Annotated in this window: 16 protein-coding genes and 2 pseudogenes; 8 read left to right on the plus strand and 10 right to left on the minus strand. The window is 59.1% G+C overall.

All coding sequences use genetic code 11. The features are described from left to right. Window positions 1-594 (minus strand): thymidine kinase, encoded by a 594-nt coding sequence (locus MN186_RS07835; RefSeq protein WP_242113814.1) that lies wholly within the window; start codon window positions 592-594, stop codon window positions 1-3. 361 nt (window positions 595-955) lie between these two features. Here MN186_RS07835 and MN186_RS07840 point away from each other — a divergent pair, with 361 nt between their 5' ends. Further along, window positions 956-1,414, plus strand: coding sequence for a hypothetical protein (locus tag MN186_RS07840; RefSeq protein ID WP_242113815.1), 459 nt, complete (start codon window positions 956-958; stop codon window positions 1,412-1,414). A gap of 3 nt (window positions 1,415-1,417) precedes the next feature. On the opposite strand, the gene MN186_RS07845 is transcribed toward MN186_RS07840, so the two are convergent. Both MN186_RS07845 and MN186_RS07850 read right to left on the minus strand, forming a co-directional pair. Then, window positions 1,418-1,771 (minus strand): diacylglycerol kinase, encoded by a 354-nt coding sequence (locus tag MN186_RS07845; RefSeq protein WP_242113816.1) that lies wholly within the window; start codon window positions 1,769-1,771, stop codon window positions 1,418-1,420. Beyond that, window positions 1,768-2,136, minus strand: coding sequence for a YigZ family protein (locus MN186_RS07850; protein ID WP_242113817.1), 369 nt, complete (start codon window positions 2,134-2,136; stop codon window positions 1,768-1,770). Before MN186_RS07850 ends, MN186_RS07845 begins: the two co-directional genes overlap by 4 nt. A 91-nt stretch (window positions 2,137-2,227) precedes the next feature. Here MN186_RS07850 and MN186_RS07855 point away from each other — a divergent pair, with 91 nt between their 5' ends. Continuing rightward, complete coding sequence (locus MN186_RS07855; RefSeq protein WP_242113906.1) at window positions 2,228-2,470, plus strand: hypothetical protein; 243 nt, start codon at window positions 2,228-2,230, stop codon at window positions 2,468-2,470. Here the strand turns inward: MN186_RS07855 and glpK are convergent. Beyond that, window positions 2,467-3,936, minus strand: a complete 1,470-nt coding sequence (gene glpK, locus MN186_RS07860) for a glycerol kinase GlpK (RefSeq protein ID WP_242113818.1) — start codon at window positions 3,934-3,936, stop codon at window positions 2,467-2,469. The two genes, MN186_RS07855 and glpK, sit on opposite strands and share 4 nt — an antisense overlap. Before the next feature lie 138 nt (window positions 3,937-4,074). On the opposite strand from glpK, the gene MN186_RS07865 reads away from it, so the two are divergent. Continuing rightward, a complete protein-coding gene (locus tag MN186_RS07865) occupies window positions 4,075-5,520 on the plus strand; it encodes an FAD-binding oxidoreductase (protein WP_242113819.1) in 1,446 nt (481 codons plus the stop codon). 40 nt (window positions 5,521-5,560) lie between these two features. Here MN186_RS07865 and MN186_RS07870 read toward each other — a convergent pair. After that, window positions 5,561-5,737, minus strand: a pseudogene (locus MN186_RS07870) (integrase core domain-containing protein); the annotation flags it as partial. 244 nt (window positions 5,738-5,981) lie between these two features. On the opposite strand from MN186_RS07870, the pseudogene MN186_RS07875 reads away from it, so the two are divergent. Next, window positions 5,982-6,169 (plus strand): annotated as a pseudogene (locus tag MN186_RS07875) (integrase); the annotation flags it as partial. Window positions 6,170-6,347: 178 nt separating this feature from the next. Here MN186_RS07875 and MN186_RS07880 read toward each other — a convergent pair. Next, window positions 6,348-7,460, minus strand: coding sequence for a zinc-binding dehydrogenase (locus MN186_RS07880; RefSeq protein WP_242113820.1), 1,113 nt, complete (start codon window positions 7,458-7,460; stop codon window positions 6,348-6,350). A gap of 543 nt (window positions 7,461-8,003) precedes the next feature. Here MN186_RS07880 and MN186_RS07885 point away from each other — a divergent pair. The 3 genes from MN186_RS07885 (at window position 8,004) to MN186_RS07895 (ending at window position 9,721) form a co-directional block, all read left to right on the plus strand. Beyond that, window positions 8,004-8,552, plus strand: coding sequence for a hypothetical protein (locus MN186_RS07885; protein ID WP_242113821.1), 549 nt, complete (start codon window positions 8,004-8,006; stop codon window positions 8,550-8,552). 74 nt (window positions 8,553-8,626) lie between these two features. Next, entirely contained in the window at window positions 8,627-9,208 is a 582-nt protein-coding gene (locus MN186_RS07890; RefSeq protein ID WP_242113822.1) for a hypothetical protein, read from the plus strand. Window positions 9,209-9,229: 21 nt separating this feature from the next. After that, window positions 9,230-9,721, plus strand: coding sequence for a DUF3592 domain-containing protein (locus MN186_RS07895; protein ID WP_242113823.1), 492 nt, complete (start codon window positions 9,230-9,232; stop codon window positions 9,719-9,721). 207 nt (window positions 9,722-9,928) lie between these two features. Here MN186_RS07895 and MN186_RS07900 read toward each other — a convergent pair whose 3' ends face one another. From MN186_RS07900 to MN186_RS07915, 4 genes are all read right to left on the minus strand, one after another. Beyond that, the gene (locus MN186_RS07900; RefSeq protein ID WP_242113824.1) at window positions 9,929-11,299 is read right to left on the minus strand and encodes a glutamate--cysteine ligase; all 1,371 of its coding nucleotides are present in this window, start codon (window positions 11,297-11,299) and stop codon (window positions 9,929-9,931) included. Between the two features lie 64 nt (window positions 11,300-11,363). Then, entirely contained in the window at window positions 11,364-11,876 is a 513-nt protein-coding gene (locus tag MN186_RS07905; protein ID WP_242113825.1) for a hypothetical protein, read from the minus strand. Continuing rightward, the gene (locus MN186_RS16545; protein WP_242113826.1) at window positions 11,873-12,727 is read right to left on the minus strand and encodes a GNAT family N-acetyltransferase; all 855 of its coding nucleotides are present in this window, start codon (window positions 12,725-12,727) and stop codon (window positions 11,873-11,875) included. Before MN186_RS16545 ends, MN186_RS07905 begins: the two co-directional genes overlap by 4 nt. Beyond that, window positions 12,724-13,449 carry a 16S rRNA (uracil(1498)-N(3))-methyltransferase gene (locus MN186_RS07915; protein ID WP_242113827.1) on the minus strand — a complete coding sequence of 242 codons (726 nt, stop codon included), beginning with the start codon at window positions 13,447-13,449 and terminating at the stop codon, window positions 12,724-12,726. Before MN186_RS07915 ends, MN186_RS16545 begins: the two co-directional genes overlap by 4 nt. A gap of 11 nt (window positions 13,450-13,460) precedes the next feature. Between MN186_RS07915 and ubiA the strand changes: the two genes are divergently transcribed. Next, complete coding sequence (ubiA, locus tag MN186_RS07920; protein WP_242113828.1) at window positions 13,461-14,429, plus strand: 4-hydroxybenzoate octaprenyltransferase; 969 nt, start codon at window positions 13,461-13,463, stop codon at window positions 14,427-14,429. Window positions 14,430-14,467: the final 38 nt, after the last annotated feature.

The following is a 14,467-nucleotide window of genomic DNA, read 5'->3' on the forward strand; positions in this document are numbered from 1 at the left end:
CTAAGCCTCGGTCACGGGATCGCCTACCGCCTGACGCCAATGACGGCGGCAGAGCGAGACATAGCTCTCGTTCCCGCCGATCTGCACTTGGTCGCCAGCGGTCAACACATTGCCCGCGTCGTCTTGGCGCACCACCATCGTGGCCTTCTTGCCGCAATGGCAGATCGTGCGCACCTCGCGCATTTCATCGGCCAGCGCCAAAAGGGCGGCAGAGCCGGGAAACAGGTTGCCCTGAAAATCAACGCGCAGACCATAGCACATGACCGGCACGCCAAGGTCATCCACCACGCGCGCCAGTTGCCATACCTGATCGGGTTCCAGAAACTGCGCTTCGTCTATGAACACGCAGGCACAGGGACCAACGGTCAGGCGGGTCCTGATCTTCGCGAACAAATCTTCGCCCACAGCAAAGGTGTCAGCGTCCGACCCAATGCCGATCCGGCTGCCAATCCGCGCAGCCCCCGCCCGATTGTCCAGCTTTGCCGTGATCAGATAGGTCTGCATCCCGCGTTCGCCATAGTTATGACTGGCCTGCAACAACAGGGTCGATTTCCCTGCGTTCATCGTCGAATATTGAAAATAGAGTTTCGCCATGCGCAGGGATTACGCCGCTGTGTGTTTCTGATCAAGACCATCCATTACACATGCTAGCGGAGAGGGGGGCGGCAACGACGGACCGATGATGAAAGCCAGCGGGTCGAAACCCTGGGGATGGAACGGACCCTCACCCTCAATCCTTGTGTCGCACCGACACTGGCCTGAACAAGATGCCCAGACCGCCTGCTGCAATACACGCAGCAGGCCCCCTCCGCGCGCTGGCGCAACATGCGCCAGGCACTCTGTACACTCACCAACTCACCACTCGTATAATTAAGCCATTCCCTTGCGCGCAGATTAATGGGAAAAGAAGTGCGGGTTTCCCCGCGATACGGTTGCGCGCCAGGAGGTTACAGACATGGACAGCATCAACAGTTACCTGAAGAAACACACCGAAACCCTGGTCAAGGATGTGGGGCTTGAGGCCGCGTGCAAGCTGACCGGCAAGTCCAAAGCGACGCTTGGCCGGTATTATTCCGACAGCGACGAACACGCCGACCGCTTCATGCCCGTCGATGCGGTTGCCGCGTTGGAAAAGGCCGCACGTTATCCCCATGTCACCGGCGCGCTGGCCGAATTGGGCGGGATCACGATGTCTTACGATTCCGAACGCAAGAACACCGCCAGCGGTGGGGTCAATTCCGATGTGATCGCCCTGTCACAACGGTTCGCGATGTTGATGGGGGAATATCAGCAATCCATCGAAGATGGTGTGATCAGCATCAACGAGGCCAAGCGCCTGTTGCGCGAGACTTTGGCCCTTCAGCATGTGCTGATCGACATGAAGCTGCATTTGGAAGAAGAAAGCGGTAACTGACCTCTAACCCAGCAGGATCGCTAACCACGCGACAGCCCCCGCAAGCGCGGTCAGCACGACAAACGCACTGGCGGCATCTTTGGCCTGCCCAGCCAGCGGGTGAATATCCTGCGTGATCAGATCGACGGTCCGTTCGATGGCCGTGTTGATCAGTTCGGACGCCACGACCAACACCGACAGGGCCAGCAGCAAGGCACGCTCGCCACCCGTCAGATCAAGCCACAGTGCAAGCCCGCAGGACAGCAGGCAGACGACGGTCCATTGTCGCACCGATTTTTCCGACTGCCAGGCCATGCGCCATCCGGCCCAAGACCAGTTCCACGTCCGCCACCAGCGTTTCAGTTCAGATATGATCATTCCCGCGTCTCCGGTTGGGTGTGAGAAAGGTAATGATCCACGCAATCCTGCACGCGACGAAAACGATCGCCGCCCAGCTTGGTGCCACCAAACCAGCGGGTCACGACGATGATGTGGCCATGCAGCCCTTCGCGTTCCAGCATCCGCAGAATGACCAGCCCCGCCCCAGCTTCCCCATCGTCGCCTTTGGTGGGGCCGTCATCGGGCAGGATCGCCGCCCATGTGTTGTGGGTCGCCTTGGCAAAACGCTTGTCGCGGGTCAGGTTCTTCAAGAACGCCTTTACATCGGCGCGCGATGCAACAGGGCCGCCGGATACGGCATATTTCGACCCTCGGTCCGTGAGAAATCCGTTGAATTGCTGCATCTGCCCTGCCTTCCAAGGCTATATACGCCGCCTTCACCCGGCTGACCAGATGCACACTGGTGTTTGCCGCATGATCGCGTACACTCGGTTCATGTTTACCATTGAGCACGAATTTGACGCCACCGTCGTCACCCTTGTGGATGAAGGCCGCGCGCCCTTGAACGAAGACGTCACCATCAACGCGTTCGACGATTGCATCACCCTGGAGCAATGGGACCCGCGCACCGATATGGTGCATCGGATCACGCTGTCGCCGGCGCAACTTGGCGACCTGACAGCCGCCTTGAACCTGCCCGAGGGGATTTATCGTTCGACCAAGCCGACCGGGGCTTAGTCCCGGCGGCTCAGCGTTCGGCTGACCGCACCCTGCCACGCGTCATAGCGGCGGTTGCGCGTGGCGTCGTCCATCTTGACCTCGAACCGGTAATCCAGCGCCCATCGCTCGGCAAACCCGTCTTGATTGGGGTAAATGCCTGCGCGCATCCCCGCCAGCCATGCCGCCCCCAGCGCGGTGGTCTCAAGCACGGTTGGGCGGTCCACGGCCGCCCCGGTGATGTCAGCCAGAAACTGCATCGTCCAGTCAGACGCCGCCATTCCGCCATCAACGCGCAGGACCGTGTCTGCCTTCGCCCCCATATCGGCTTGCATCGCCTCCAGCAGGTCGCGGGTCTGAAACCCGACGCTTTCCAACGCCGCGCGCGCGAATTCCTTGGGGCCAGAGCCGCGCGTCAGGCCAAATATCGCGCCACGGCAGTCGGCATCCCAGTAGGGTGCGCCAAGGCCGGTGAAAGCGGGGACAAGGATCACCTCTTGTTCGGGATCGGCGGCTTGGGCCAGCGCGCCGGTTTGACTGGCATCCTTGATGATCCCCAACCCGTCGCGCAGCCATTGCACGGCAGCGCCCGCGATGAAGATCGATCCTTCCAGCGCATAGGTCGGTGTGCCGTCAAGCTGATAGGCGATCGTGGTCAGCAACCGGTTTTTTGACGCAACCGGGGCATCACCCGTGTTCAAAAGCGCAAAGCACCCGGTGCCATAGGTCGATTTCATCATCCCCGGTTTGAAACACGCCTGCCCGATCGTCGCTGCCTGTTGATCGCCCGCAACGCCCAGAATGGGTGTATCGCCCCCGAACAGATCAGTCGCCCCGAAATCAGCCGCGCAATCCAGCACCTCGGGCAGCATCGACATTGGAATATCCAGCATGGAACAGATGTCTGCATCCCATCGGCCGGTCTTGATATCATAAAGCATGGTCCGCGCGGCATTCGTCGCATCCGTCACATGGCGCGCGCCATTCGTCAGCCGCCAGATCAGGAACGTGTCGACGGTGCCGAACGCCAGCTCTCCGGCTTCGGCACGTGCGCGGGCACCGTCCACATTCTCCAAAATCCATGCCAGCTTGGTGGCCGAGAAATAGGGGTCCAGCAACAGCCCCGTGCGGTCGGTCACGAATGCCTCGTGCCCGGTCTTCTTCAGGGCGGCACAGGTCGCGGCTGTGCGCCGGTCTTGCCAAACGATGGCGTTGTAAATCGGTTTGCCGGTGGCGCGGTCCCACACCAGCGTCGTTTCGCGCTGGTTGGTGATGCCGATGGCGGCAACCTTGGCCCCGTCAGCGGTCTCAAGGCAGGTGTCGCGGACAGTGGACCAGATCTCCTCGGGGTCGTGTTCCACCCAGCCCGAGGCGGGGTAGTACTGCTTGAACTCGCGCTGCGCGGTTCGGATCGGCCGGATCTGGTCGTCAAACAGAATGGCGCGCGAAGATGTGGTGCCCTGATCAATGGCGAGGATGTGGGTCATGGGGTCTCCGATCATCGTCTGAACCGCTGCATCATGCGGCAGGATATCGCTAACATCCCGTCGCGCACCTGTCACGCGGGATTGCGACTATACCTTGCCGCCGCCCGCGCCTAGGTTGCGCGAAAGACAGGAGGTCACATGGAACTTTTGCAACAACTTCGCGACGCCATCGGGACGGCGCATGTGTTGACAGGCGCGGATATGGCACCTTGGGACAGCGACTGGTTGGGCACGTATCACAACACGCCCTTGGCCGTGCTGCGTCCCGGGTCAACGCGCGACGTGCAAGCTATCATGGCCATCGCCCATGACACCGGCACCCCGGTCGTTCCAGTGTCGGGCAATACGGGGTTGGCGGGTGGGGCCCACGCGTCCGACGGTAGCCTGATGCTGTCTTTATCACGCATAAACCGCATTCGCGACATCCGGCCCGATGCACGCGTTGCCATTGTGGATGGCGGCGTTGTCCTGGAAACCCTGCAAGCCGCCGTCGCCGCGCACGATCTGGAGTTTCCGATGAGTTTCGGCGCCAAAGGATCGTGTATGATCGCGGGAATGCTGGCCACCAACGCGGGCGGGTCAAATGTCGTGCGCCACGGCAACACCCGTGACCTGTGCATCGGGATCGAAGCCGTACTGCCCAACGGCGACCTGCTTGATTTGATGAGCGAGTTGCACAAGGACAATTCCGGCTATGACCTGCGCGACCTGTTGATTGGGTCCGAAGGCACGCTGGCGGTGATCACCGGCGCGGTTCTGAAACTGGTCCCTGCCCCAAAGGCCCGCGCCACAGCCATGCTCGCGGTCGCGTCATTGGGCGACGCTTTGTCCATCCTGAACCGGCTGCAAGACGCCACCGGCGGCGCGGTCGAGGCGTTCGAATACATGCCCGACCGCTATTTCGATGCATTGCTTGAAAAACACCCCGACCAGCGCCCGCCATTTGCGGAAAGCTACGCCATCAACATTCTGACGGAAATCGGATCAACGATTGAACGGGATGCCATTCCCGGCGACGATGGCTCGATCCCCCTGACCAACCGGCTTGAGGAAGTCTTGGCAAGCTTCATGGAAGACGACGCTATCCTTGACGCAAATATCGCCCAAAACGACGCCCAGCGCATCCGGATGTGGCACATGCGCGAATCCGTGGCCGAGGTCGTCTTGTCCCGCGACCCGCTGGTCAACAACGACATCGCCCTGCCACTGGATCAGGTCGAGCCTTTCCTGACCCGCATGGGTGGTGAAATGCAGCAAGTGGACCCCGACGCCGAGGTGATCGAGGTCGCGCATCTGGGCGACGGCAACATCCACTATACCGTCTTTCCCAGCGCGCCCGCGCTGGTCGATCCCATCATGGAACGGGTCGAGGATGTCACCCTTTCCATGGGCGGCAGCTTTTCGGCAGAACACGGAATTGGGCTGTCAAAACTACCGTCGATGCGTCGACGCAAGGACAAGATAGCACTGGCCGTGATGCGCCAGATCAAACAGGCGTTGGACCCAAAAGGCATCATGAACCCGGGAAAGGTGCTGCCTGAGAAGCCGATTGGTGTTCCCATTGCGACCGCATTGCCAGGGTGACTGAGGTGATCAGCCCCACCTAAGTGGTCCAGTTCGTATGTTAGTGCATGATTGGCTTGGGCTCCATCGGGACGATGGTTTCCGGGGCCGGTGGGCGGTAGCCCAAGGCACTATGTGGTCGTTTCATGTTGTAGTGCTTCCTCCATTGTTCAATCAGAATTTGCGCTTCTCGCAGGCTGTAGAAGACCTCTGCGTTCAGCAGTTCATCTCTGAGGCGGAGAAACGCGCGAAAGTTGGTGATGCCCTGAGGGGCGGCATAGCACCTCAACCTGCCGTAACTGCGTTAGCGGACGTTCGTGCGCGGCGCTGTATACGACAAAAGGGCAAGAACCAGGCCGAAGATGCAGAGCGCATTCTGTGTCATAGTGGGCCGTCAACGTCGGGTTGTCGGCGTGGGCGAGCATGGCAGATCGGAGGATCAGTCATGGAAATGAAAACTTAACTGCCATTCGTGCGCGTCGCCCCGCCGTTTTCACGAACGGTTAAGTATCTCGACCCGCCAATATGCACGGATTGTCCGGGATTGGTGTCGTCGATTGGCCTTGAGGCGAGCGGCGAGGGCACACAGTCAATGCGCCAGACTAAGGTGACGCAGATCTACAAGAAGGCGGGAAACCTGCGTGCGGTCCATCTCTTGTTAAGGCACACCAATTATACCACTTCGTCATCGAAGACGGCGTCGAAGCGCCTCGCATCTTACGAAGTCTCGCGCACGATAGCGCGCTAGTTCACGGGCATCGGCTTGGCCTGACTTCGAGTAAATCAGGCGCCGTTCGCAGAGGTTCTTTATGCCACAGATATGACCCTCGCATTCTCGTAACACAGCGTCATGACCAAGGCGTGACGAGGTATTTCTCACCAGTTTTCATCGCATTATAATCAGTGACAGCCTGCTTGGTCAGCATTTCGTCGAGATTGACACGCTTCTTGTAATTACTGGCGAAAGTCGTCGTAAGATTGTCGAGCACGCGCTTGCGCATACGGCCCATGGTTTCGGCCCCCACCGCTTGAAGGAAGGGAAACAGCAACCACCCCGAAAGTGTCCAGCCAAAGCCGTAGCTTGGCGACAACGTCGTCAGGCCGGTGTCCAGACGCCCGTAGATGAACATACGCTTTGGCTGGTTCGAGCCATAGCGCGAGTACTCTGTCATTCTACTTACCGCGACCTGCTCCATGGCCTTGAAGGCAGTGTCAACCGATTTGCCGCCTCCGATCGGATCAAAGCCGTAGAATGCGCCGGTGTCTTCGATCGCGGACGTAAGCTGGTGCATAAAGTCGTCATCCGAAGAGTTGACCACATGTGTGGCTCCAAGCCCTTCGAGCAAGCCGACCTGGCTTTCCCTTCGGACAATATTGACCAGACCAATCCCATCTTCCTTGCAAATGCGGGTCAGCATCTGGCCAAGGTTGGATGCCCCGACCGTATGCAGTATTGCGTCCTGCCCGTCCAACTTTGCGTTCTCGGCGAACCCCAAGGCAGTCATGGGATTGACGAAGCCGCTCGCGCCTTCCTCAGCCGAATGATCGCCCAACGGAAGGCACATGGCCGCGTCGGCGATACAATACTGACTATAGGCATTACCTGGAACGCAGGAAACGCGTTGCCCGGCCAGCGCCTTGGCTGTGTCACTGTCGCCGACAGCGACAACCGTGCCGGCCCCTTCGTTCCCGGCAGGCAGTTTGAGCCCATGGCGCGATTTTGAGCCCGCGTTGAACGGTTCCGGCACCGTCGCGACGAATTTGCCCTGCGAATAGCTGGCATTTTCCAAATCAGCCGCACCAACCAGAATGGCAAGGTCCGATGGATTGATTGGCGCTGCTTCCATTTTCACGAGCACTTGATTGCCTGTCGGATCTGGAAACGTGACGTCCTCGATCGCTACAGTCAAAGTTCCGTTCGCGTCCAATGTCGTGAACAGTTGCTTGCCGGTGGTTGCCATAGTGGACTCTCCAAATTTCAGTTTCACGGTACATGATTGTTGTTGCAACGATAGGATGGATACCGAACGATGAAAGCGCAACCTTGCACAAAATCCTATCCCAGTCTCAGATAGCGCTGACGCTGCACAAGGCGAACCGAAAGCGTCATGTGCTGCGTCAGCGCAGTGCCTTTTCTGATCAATACGGACGCATTGAAGAACCTGTGTGCTGTTCTTGGCCCATAACTGAAGTTGGCCTAAATTGCCGCAAAGGTCTTGGAAGATCCCAAATTATCAGATGGCACATCCGGCCTGAACGTCTGCTGTACATGAAATTGACCGGGTATCTTCGCAACGCGCGGGCCTGCCCACGGGGCTGCAATCTGGTCGGAACTACCTCTGACGGCGTCCTTGACGGACCAAATTATTAGGGCATAGTTGAATTTAGGGCTTCGATTATCGTGCCCGGCAGTTTGATAACAGATGATTTTGCCTGCATCAGCCATGAGTTGTTTGGCTTTTTTTCGACGCGATAACCGCGTTCGTTCCATGATCGGAGTTCACATGACCCGTTCCCTCTATCGCAATACCGCCCTAGCTCTGGCATTGTTGCTCATACCAACAATTTCTGTAGCACAAGACGCGTTTGGCACGCTGACGGCCCGGCTCGACGGCGCTGAGCGGACGTGGTTTTTGACGTCTCAGGGGGCGGAAAGCAAGAGTTTTGGTTTAACCATCGCGGTCGCGAATATGAAGAGTTTCACCCTTTGGGGGCAGCCGACCACAGAAACCACTGCTGAGATGAAAGACAGTTTTCTGCTCGGCTTCGATGTTATGACTGTTGGCGACACAGTGATCCCTTTGAATGTCTCTCTGACCTATCTTGCCGATGGTTGGAAATCTGGCTGGCTGGCGAATGAAGAGGACCAGATTGTCTTTTCTCTGACAACGCTTGAGGAGGTGGACGATGGTCTGTTTGTTGAGGGCACTTTTTCGGCCGCCGCATATTACAGCGAAGCATTGACGCGCGGCGAAGTCGATCCGTCACGAACGATGCAGGTCGACGGAAGCTTCACTGCGACCCTGCCAAATGCCCTACTGACAGAACAATGAAGCACAACCGGACCGGGCAAAGCGTGTGCATTTGCCCCTCAATCCGCTGAAAGAGGCTGAAAGAGAGTGTGACCATGTTCAAGATGATTTCATTCACCTGCTATCTCGCCTTCTCTGTGCTGGCCACCTCCGCAGCACATGCGCAACAAAATGTCGCCTGCACCTACGGGACGCCCAAAGCTTGGGACAAGATCAGTCTCATGTATGTCGGTCCATGGAAAATCGCGCACCACGCTGGGTATGTGATAGCGGGCCCCATGACGATGCCGTTCCCCGCAAGCGGAGACATTGAAACAATACAGATTGAAATGTCGCCAAGTGGTGGGCTGGTCGGGACACACCCGGAGGCACAGCAGCCAATTGTCTTTGACTGGGCAGACGAGCCGCCGTGGAAATTTGAAGCCGATGCAAGTCGAGACGGCGTTCCCGCGCCCATGTTGTCGTCATCCGACGTAGAGATATTGATGGGGTGCAGCGTGGACAAACTCGCCCGTCTGATCGGGCGAACGCAAGCGACAATAGACGGCACCACCATGGATATGACGGTGCGACTGATGGTGGTCGGCCCAGATCAGATGTACGGAATTTTTCATACGTCATCCGTCGCGCGCGGGATACCTGTCAAAAGTTGGCGCACAGTCACCCTGACACGCTGAGATGGTGCAAGGGACACGGCGATGGACGAACCGAAACAAACAGTAAACGGCGTGTTGTGGCGCCAGAGATTCTGGGTATTTCCACTGCTTGTCGCTGCGGGCATCGGGCTCGGGATGTTCAAGATCTCCGCCTATCAACAGGCAGCGGCGTTTTCGGATAAGGGCGTCAAGGTTGTCGGTGAAATTACAAACTTGCACGAGTATCAAAACAAACAACGAACGACTTACCGCGTGTCCTACACCTTCGTGACCGCCGCCGATCCTTACACGCAAGGAAAGCAACGTGTCAGAGAACCGCTTTTCGACACTCTGACGGAAGGCGGGCCGGTTGACGTCTGGTATCTGCCGAATGACCCCAAGCGAAACGTGATCGATTTAGATGCACTTACACATCTTTTCTGGCTGACATTATTCTGCGCATCGGGCTTGATCTTTGCGGGTCTTTGGGGTGGGTGGCTGGCGGTCAAAAGTGCGCGCGCAACTGTCGAAGAAAATCAGAACAGCGAAACCTAACCCATACGTGGAGCCCCAACACGCACCTGTGCCATATGCAAAGCGACGTTTCCGGCCCATAGCAAACCTGCGTAGCCACCAAATCGCACCGCTCCGCCCAGCACGCGTCAGCCATCGCAAGCGCCCGCCTCTATCCCGCGAGCGGTTTCGTCATTGTCGGGCCAGCAGACCGCCAACAAAAATGCGCCGCCCAGAACGCAACAGTCCTTAGTAACTGTATTCGGCGTAAATCCGTTTCAGATCGCCATCCCATTCGCCGTGATACTTCGCCAGCAGTTCACAGGCGGGCGAGCGGCCCTCTTCGACGCTTTCCTGAACGGCGTTCAGGAAGTGGGTCTCGTCGGGGACCATGCCGCCGCTTCCGACCCGACCACGGGCTTTCAGGCCAGCTTCGGCGATCTTCACCGCCTCGCGGGCAAGGTCGTGCAGTTTCACGCCGCCCGCCTCGCCTTGCAGACCTTTGACCGATGCCGCCACACGCAGCCCTTCGCGGGTTTCAGCGTCAAGGTTTTTGACCAAATCCCAAGCCGCATCAAGGCTGCTGGCGTCATACATCAACCCGACCCAGAACGCCGGCAGCGCGCATAGACGTCGCCATGGGCCGCCATCGGCGCCGCGCATCTCCATATATTGTTTGATACGGGCCTCGGGGAAAATCGTGGTCAGATGGTCGGCCCAATCGGAAAGCGTTGGCGTTTCACCCGGCAGCGCGGGCAGTTTGCCTTGCATGAAGTCCCGGAACGACTGGCCCAGCGCGTCGATATATTCGCCGTCGCGATAGACGAAATACATCGGCACATCCAGCGCGTATTGGACATAGCGTTCAAACCCCATGCCGTCTTCGAACACAAAGGGCAGCATTCCGGTGCGGTCAGGATCCAGATCACGCCAGATGCGCGACCGCCACGACTTGTGACCGTTGGGCTTGCCTTCAAAGAACGGCGAGTTGGCGAAAAGCGCGGTGGCAACGGGCTGCAACGCCAGTGCCACCCGGAATTTCTGCACCATGTCGGCCTCGCTTGCGAAGTCGAGGTTCACCTGAACCGTGCAGGTCCGATACATCATCTGTTTGCCATGGGTGCCGACCGTGTCCATGTAATCGGTCATCAGCTTGTAACGCCCCTTGGGCATCACCGGCATCTGTTCATGCGTCCATTCGGGCGCCGCGCCCAGACCGATGAATCGCGCGCCGATTTTGTCGGCGACCTCTTGCACCTCGCGCAGGTGTTCGTTCACCTCGTCGCAGGTCTGGTGGATACTGTCCAAGGGCGCGCCGGACAGTTCGAACTGTCCGCCCGGTTCAAGGCTGATATTTGCCCCGTCGCGTTCAAGGCCGATCAGGTTGCCCGCCTCGCGCACTTCGGACCAGTTGAAGCGGTCGCGCAGCCCTTCCAGCATCGCCAGAATGGACCTCGGCCCCTCATAGGGCAGCGGATTCAGCGTGTCCTGACAATAGCCGAATTTCTCGTGCTCGGTCCCGATCTTCCACGTATCACGCGGCTTGCAGCCGTCTGAGAGATATTGGGCCAATTGATCTTGGTCGGTGATCGGTCCGCCGCCGGACTGAGGGATGGACATGGGCGTCTCCTGACTGTTCGCGCCTTGCAAGGTCTTTCAGTGGTGGTCCAATGGGCCGGGACTGTCAATGCAGCGATACGACCGGTCGCTTCCAGATCACGACAGTTTCATTGGGTGGGGCGTTGGCCGCACGGATGGCTGCATCGATGTCTGCGCCCGAAAGGGCGGTGAGCGCGTCAAACAACGCCTCGGCCCCTTCAGCGCGCGCGGGGATAAACAGAATGTCGCTGCCCGAGCGTAAGGACCAAACCGCCATACCCGCACGATCTTTGGTGATTTCGATCCGCTGAACATCGTCCAAAGATGCAAAGCCGCCTCCGATTGGGGCCAGATAGGTGATTTGCCGTTCGTCCACCTGCACGACACCGATACCACCGTGCCCGGCACGGATGCGCGCGTGACGCAGGCCCGACCACAGGATTAACGCGCCAAACGCGGCCAGTACCAATCCCATCCATTTTATGAGCCCCAAAGAGCCCCACGCCCACCACAGACCCAGCAATAGCACGCTGCCGCCAACCAGCGCCTCGCGGTAGCGCGCCAGTGCAACTGATGCATCTGGTCGAACAAAGCTCATGCGACACCCAATATGACTGGCTCTTTCAGTATAGCCAGCGCGTAAGAGCCGATGTGGCGAAATCCGATGGCTTCATAGGCGCGACAGGCGGCGGGTCCACTGGCAAACAGGATGGCGTTTGTCACGCCCTGCTCTCGCTCCTCGGCGAGGTGGAGAGCAACGACGCGGCGGGCATACCCCTTGCCACGCAGCGTCGGAGGTGTGTAGACGCCCCCGATCTGGATCATGTCGGGCAGGCGTGCGTTGATCGCTGTCATGGCAACCGGCTGACCGTTGACCTCCATAATACGCACGTCACCAGTTTCCAATGCTCGGTCCGTTCGGCCCTGCGCCTCTTCATCCAGTCGTTCGGGCGAAGACATATGAAGTTCAGCAGAATATGCGCGGGCCCATGAGAAGATCAGATCCTTGTCCGCTTCAACCGGCTGTCGAATAGCGCCGGGCTGCTCTGGCACATTAAGATCGGCCAACGACAATCGGTAAAGTGGTTCGGGCGCATCCAGCGCCCAATCCGCACCCTCGACCTTCAGCGCCCGTTTTGCGGCATCGACCTGCCTGGTTTCCCCCGTGATACCCGCCAGTTGCCGCCCGGCAATTTCGGCTGCAAACGCGTCCCAATGGGCGGCAGTCGCACCGGGCGCCTGGCTCATTGCAAACCCGGCGTTCGAGATACCGAACACAGCTTCAATCTGCTCTGAGCCAGACAGCCAGAATTCTGTCGCGTGCGTATGTTCGCGATCAAACAACCCAAACCGTGAAAGGTTCGAGCGGAGAAACATGCTCGTCTCGGCGTGATGTGCCAGAAACGCATCAATCGCAGCTTCATCCCACGCGTGGGCCGGGCGGATCACGTCCAATCCCCCAAGGCCTGCTGCCACAAGGTCATGGCTGCCACCGCGGCTGTATCCGCCCGCAAGATACGCGGGCCAAGGCTAACGGGGTGGGCGATGTCCGTTGCGTGCAGACGCGCGCGTTCACGGTCGGAAAAGCCACCTTCCGGCCCGATGAAGATCGCCCAGCGATGGCCGCTGGCTGCACTCAGGGTTTCTGCCGCGCCCACAAGTGTCTCGTCGCAGAACATGATCTGGCGATCGTCGGGCCACGCATCCAGCAGCTTGTCCATGCGCATCAGGTCCACGACCTCGGGCACATATGTGCCGCCGCATTGCTCGGCGGCCTCAATGGCATGGGCTTGCAGCCGGTCAAGGCGAATGCGTTCGGAATTGGTGTATTCTGTCGACATGGGCTGGATCAGGGCCGCCCCCATCTCGGCGGCTTTTTCTACGATGAAGTCGGTGCGCGCTTTCTTGATCGGTGCAAAGCACAGCCACAGGTCGGGCGGCATATGCAAAGGGCGCGACTGCGCCTGGCATTCCAGAACGCCCTTGCGTTTCCCAGCCTCGATCACGCGGGCCGGGAACTCTCCGTCCCGGCCATTGAACAGGGCGACAAGGTCGCCCTCGCCCAGCCGCATCACCCCGAAAAGGTAATGCGCTTGATCGCGTTCCAGCGAAACGGTTTGCCCCTTGCCCAAGGGGTGATCTACATAGAGCCTGACTTTCGCCTGTTTCATGAGGGGAACCTATGACCCAAAACGCCAATATGCCAGAGCCAAAAGGGCAGGTCGCCGATGCCTATACCGGCAATTGGGTCGATCGTCGTGCACCGGGCTGGAGCCGCCCTTACCTGCGCCTGAGCCGGGCTGACCGTCCCATCGGCACTTGGCTTTTGCTGTTGCCCTGTTGGTGGGGCGTGCTTCTGGCGGCGGGCCATACGGGGCGGTTTGGCTGGTTCGATCTGTGGATCATGCTGGGCTGCGCCATCGGGGCGTGGCTGATGCGTGGCGCAGGTTGCACCTGGAACGACATCACCGACCGGGACATCGACTCAAAGGTCGAACGGACGCGCAGCCGCCCCATTCCGTCCGGGCAAGTCACGGCAAAGCAGGCGGCGATCTGGATGGCGCTGCAATCCTTGATCGCGCTTGGGATCTTGCTGACTTTCAACGGCGCAACCATTCTGCTTGGCGTCGTTTCACTGGCTCCGGTCGCCATCTATCCGTTCGCCAAACGGTTCACGTGGTGGCCTCAGGTCTTTCTGGGCATCGCCTTCAACTGGGGCGCGCTGTTGGCGTGGACCGCGCATACGGGCAGCCTTGGCTGGCCCGCGGTGGTGCTATATGCCGCAGGCATCGCCTGGACGCTGTTTTATGACACGATCTATGCCCATCAGGACACCGAAGATGACGCCCTTATCGGGGTTAAATCCACCGCGCGGCTGTTTGGCGACAACAGCCGCACATGGCTGTTTTTCTTCCAGGCTCTGACCGTCGCGCTCATGGCATTTTCCTTTGGGCTTGTGTTTGTTCCAAGTGAAAACGTGCTGTCTTTGGTCATAGCGCTTGGTGGCGTTTGGTTCATGGGATGGCACATGATGTGGCAGCTCAGGCAGCTAAAGCCCGACGACCCAGACACCTGCTTACGCTTGTTTCGATCCAACCGAAGCACCGGCCTTATTCCCGTGCTGTTTCTTGCCGTCGCCGTTTTGGTATGATTGCATAGGCCCGCGACACGCCTTAAGTAGCATAGGAT

The organism is Aliiroseovarius sediminis (assembly GCF_022678485.1).
Taxonomy (GTDB): Bacteria; Pseudomonadota; Alphaproteobacteria; order Rhodobacterales; family Rhodobacteraceae; genus Aliiroseovarius; species Aliiroseovarius sediminis.

What these genes read in the sequence shown, in the direction of transcription:
- MN186_RS07880 (WP_242113820.1), bottom strand. Translation starts at nt 7,460, where the DNA reads ATGGCAACCACCGGCAAGCAACTGTTCACGACATTGGACGCGAACGGA.
- MN186_RS07835 (WP_242113814.1), bottom strand. Translation starts at nt 594, where the DNA reads ATGGCGAAACTCTATTTTCAATATTCGACGATGAACGCAGGGAAATCG.
- MN186_RS07855 (WP_242113906.1), top strand. Translation starts at nt 2,228, where the DNA reads ATGTTTACCATTGAGCACGAATTTGACGCCACCGTCGTCACCCTTGTG.
- MN186_RS07840 (WP_242113815.1), top strand. Translation starts at nt 956, where the DNA reads ATGGACAGCATCAACAGTTACCTGAAGAAACACACCGAAACCCTGGTC.
- MN186_RS07890 (WP_242113822.1), top strand. Translation starts at nt 8,627, where the DNA reads ATGTTCAAGATGATTTCATTCACCTGCTATCTCGCCTTCTCTGTGCTG.
- MN186_RS07905 (WP_242113825.1), bottom strand. Translation starts at nt 11,876, where the DNA reads ATGAGCTTTGTTCGACCAGATGCATCAGTTGCACTGGCGCGCTACCGC.
- ubiA (WP_242113828.1), top strand. Translation starts at nt 13,461, where the DNA reads ATGACCCAAAACGCCAATATGCCAGAGCCAAAAGGGCAGGTCGCCGAT.
- MN186_RS07915 (WP_242113827.1), bottom strand. Translation starts at nt 13,449, where the DNA reads ATGAAACAGGCGAAAGTCAGGCTCTATGTAGATCACCCCTTGGGCAAG.
- MN186_RS07865 (WP_242113819.1), top strand. Translation starts at nt 4,075, where the DNA reads ATGGAACTTTTGCAACAACTTCGCGACGCCATCGGGACGGCGCATGTG.
- MN186_RS07900 (WP_242113824.1), bottom strand. Translation starts at nt 11,299, where the DNA reads ATGTCCATCCCTCAGTCCGGCGGCGGACCGATCACCGACCAAGATCAA.
- MN186_RS07850 (WP_242113817.1), bottom strand. Translation starts at nt 2,136, where the DNA reads ATGCAGCAATTCAACGGATTTCTCACGGACCGAGGGTCGAAATATGCC.
- MN186_RS07845 (WP_242113816.1), bottom strand. Translation starts at nt 1,771, where the DNA reads ATGATCATATCTGAACTGAAACGCTGGTGGCGGACGTGGAACTGGTCT.
- glpK (WP_242113818.1), bottom strand. Translation starts at nt 3,936, where the DNA reads ATGACCCACATCCTCGCCATTGATCAGGGCACCACATCTTCGCGCGCC.
- MN186_RS07885 (WP_242113821.1), top strand. Translation starts at nt 8,004, where the DNA reads ATGACCCGTTCCCTCTATCGCAATACCGCCCTAGCTCTGGCATTGTTG.
- MN186_RS07895 (WP_242113823.1), top strand. Translation starts at nt 9,230, where the DNA reads ATGGACGAACCGAAACAAACAGTAAACGGCGTGTTGTGGCGCCAGAGA.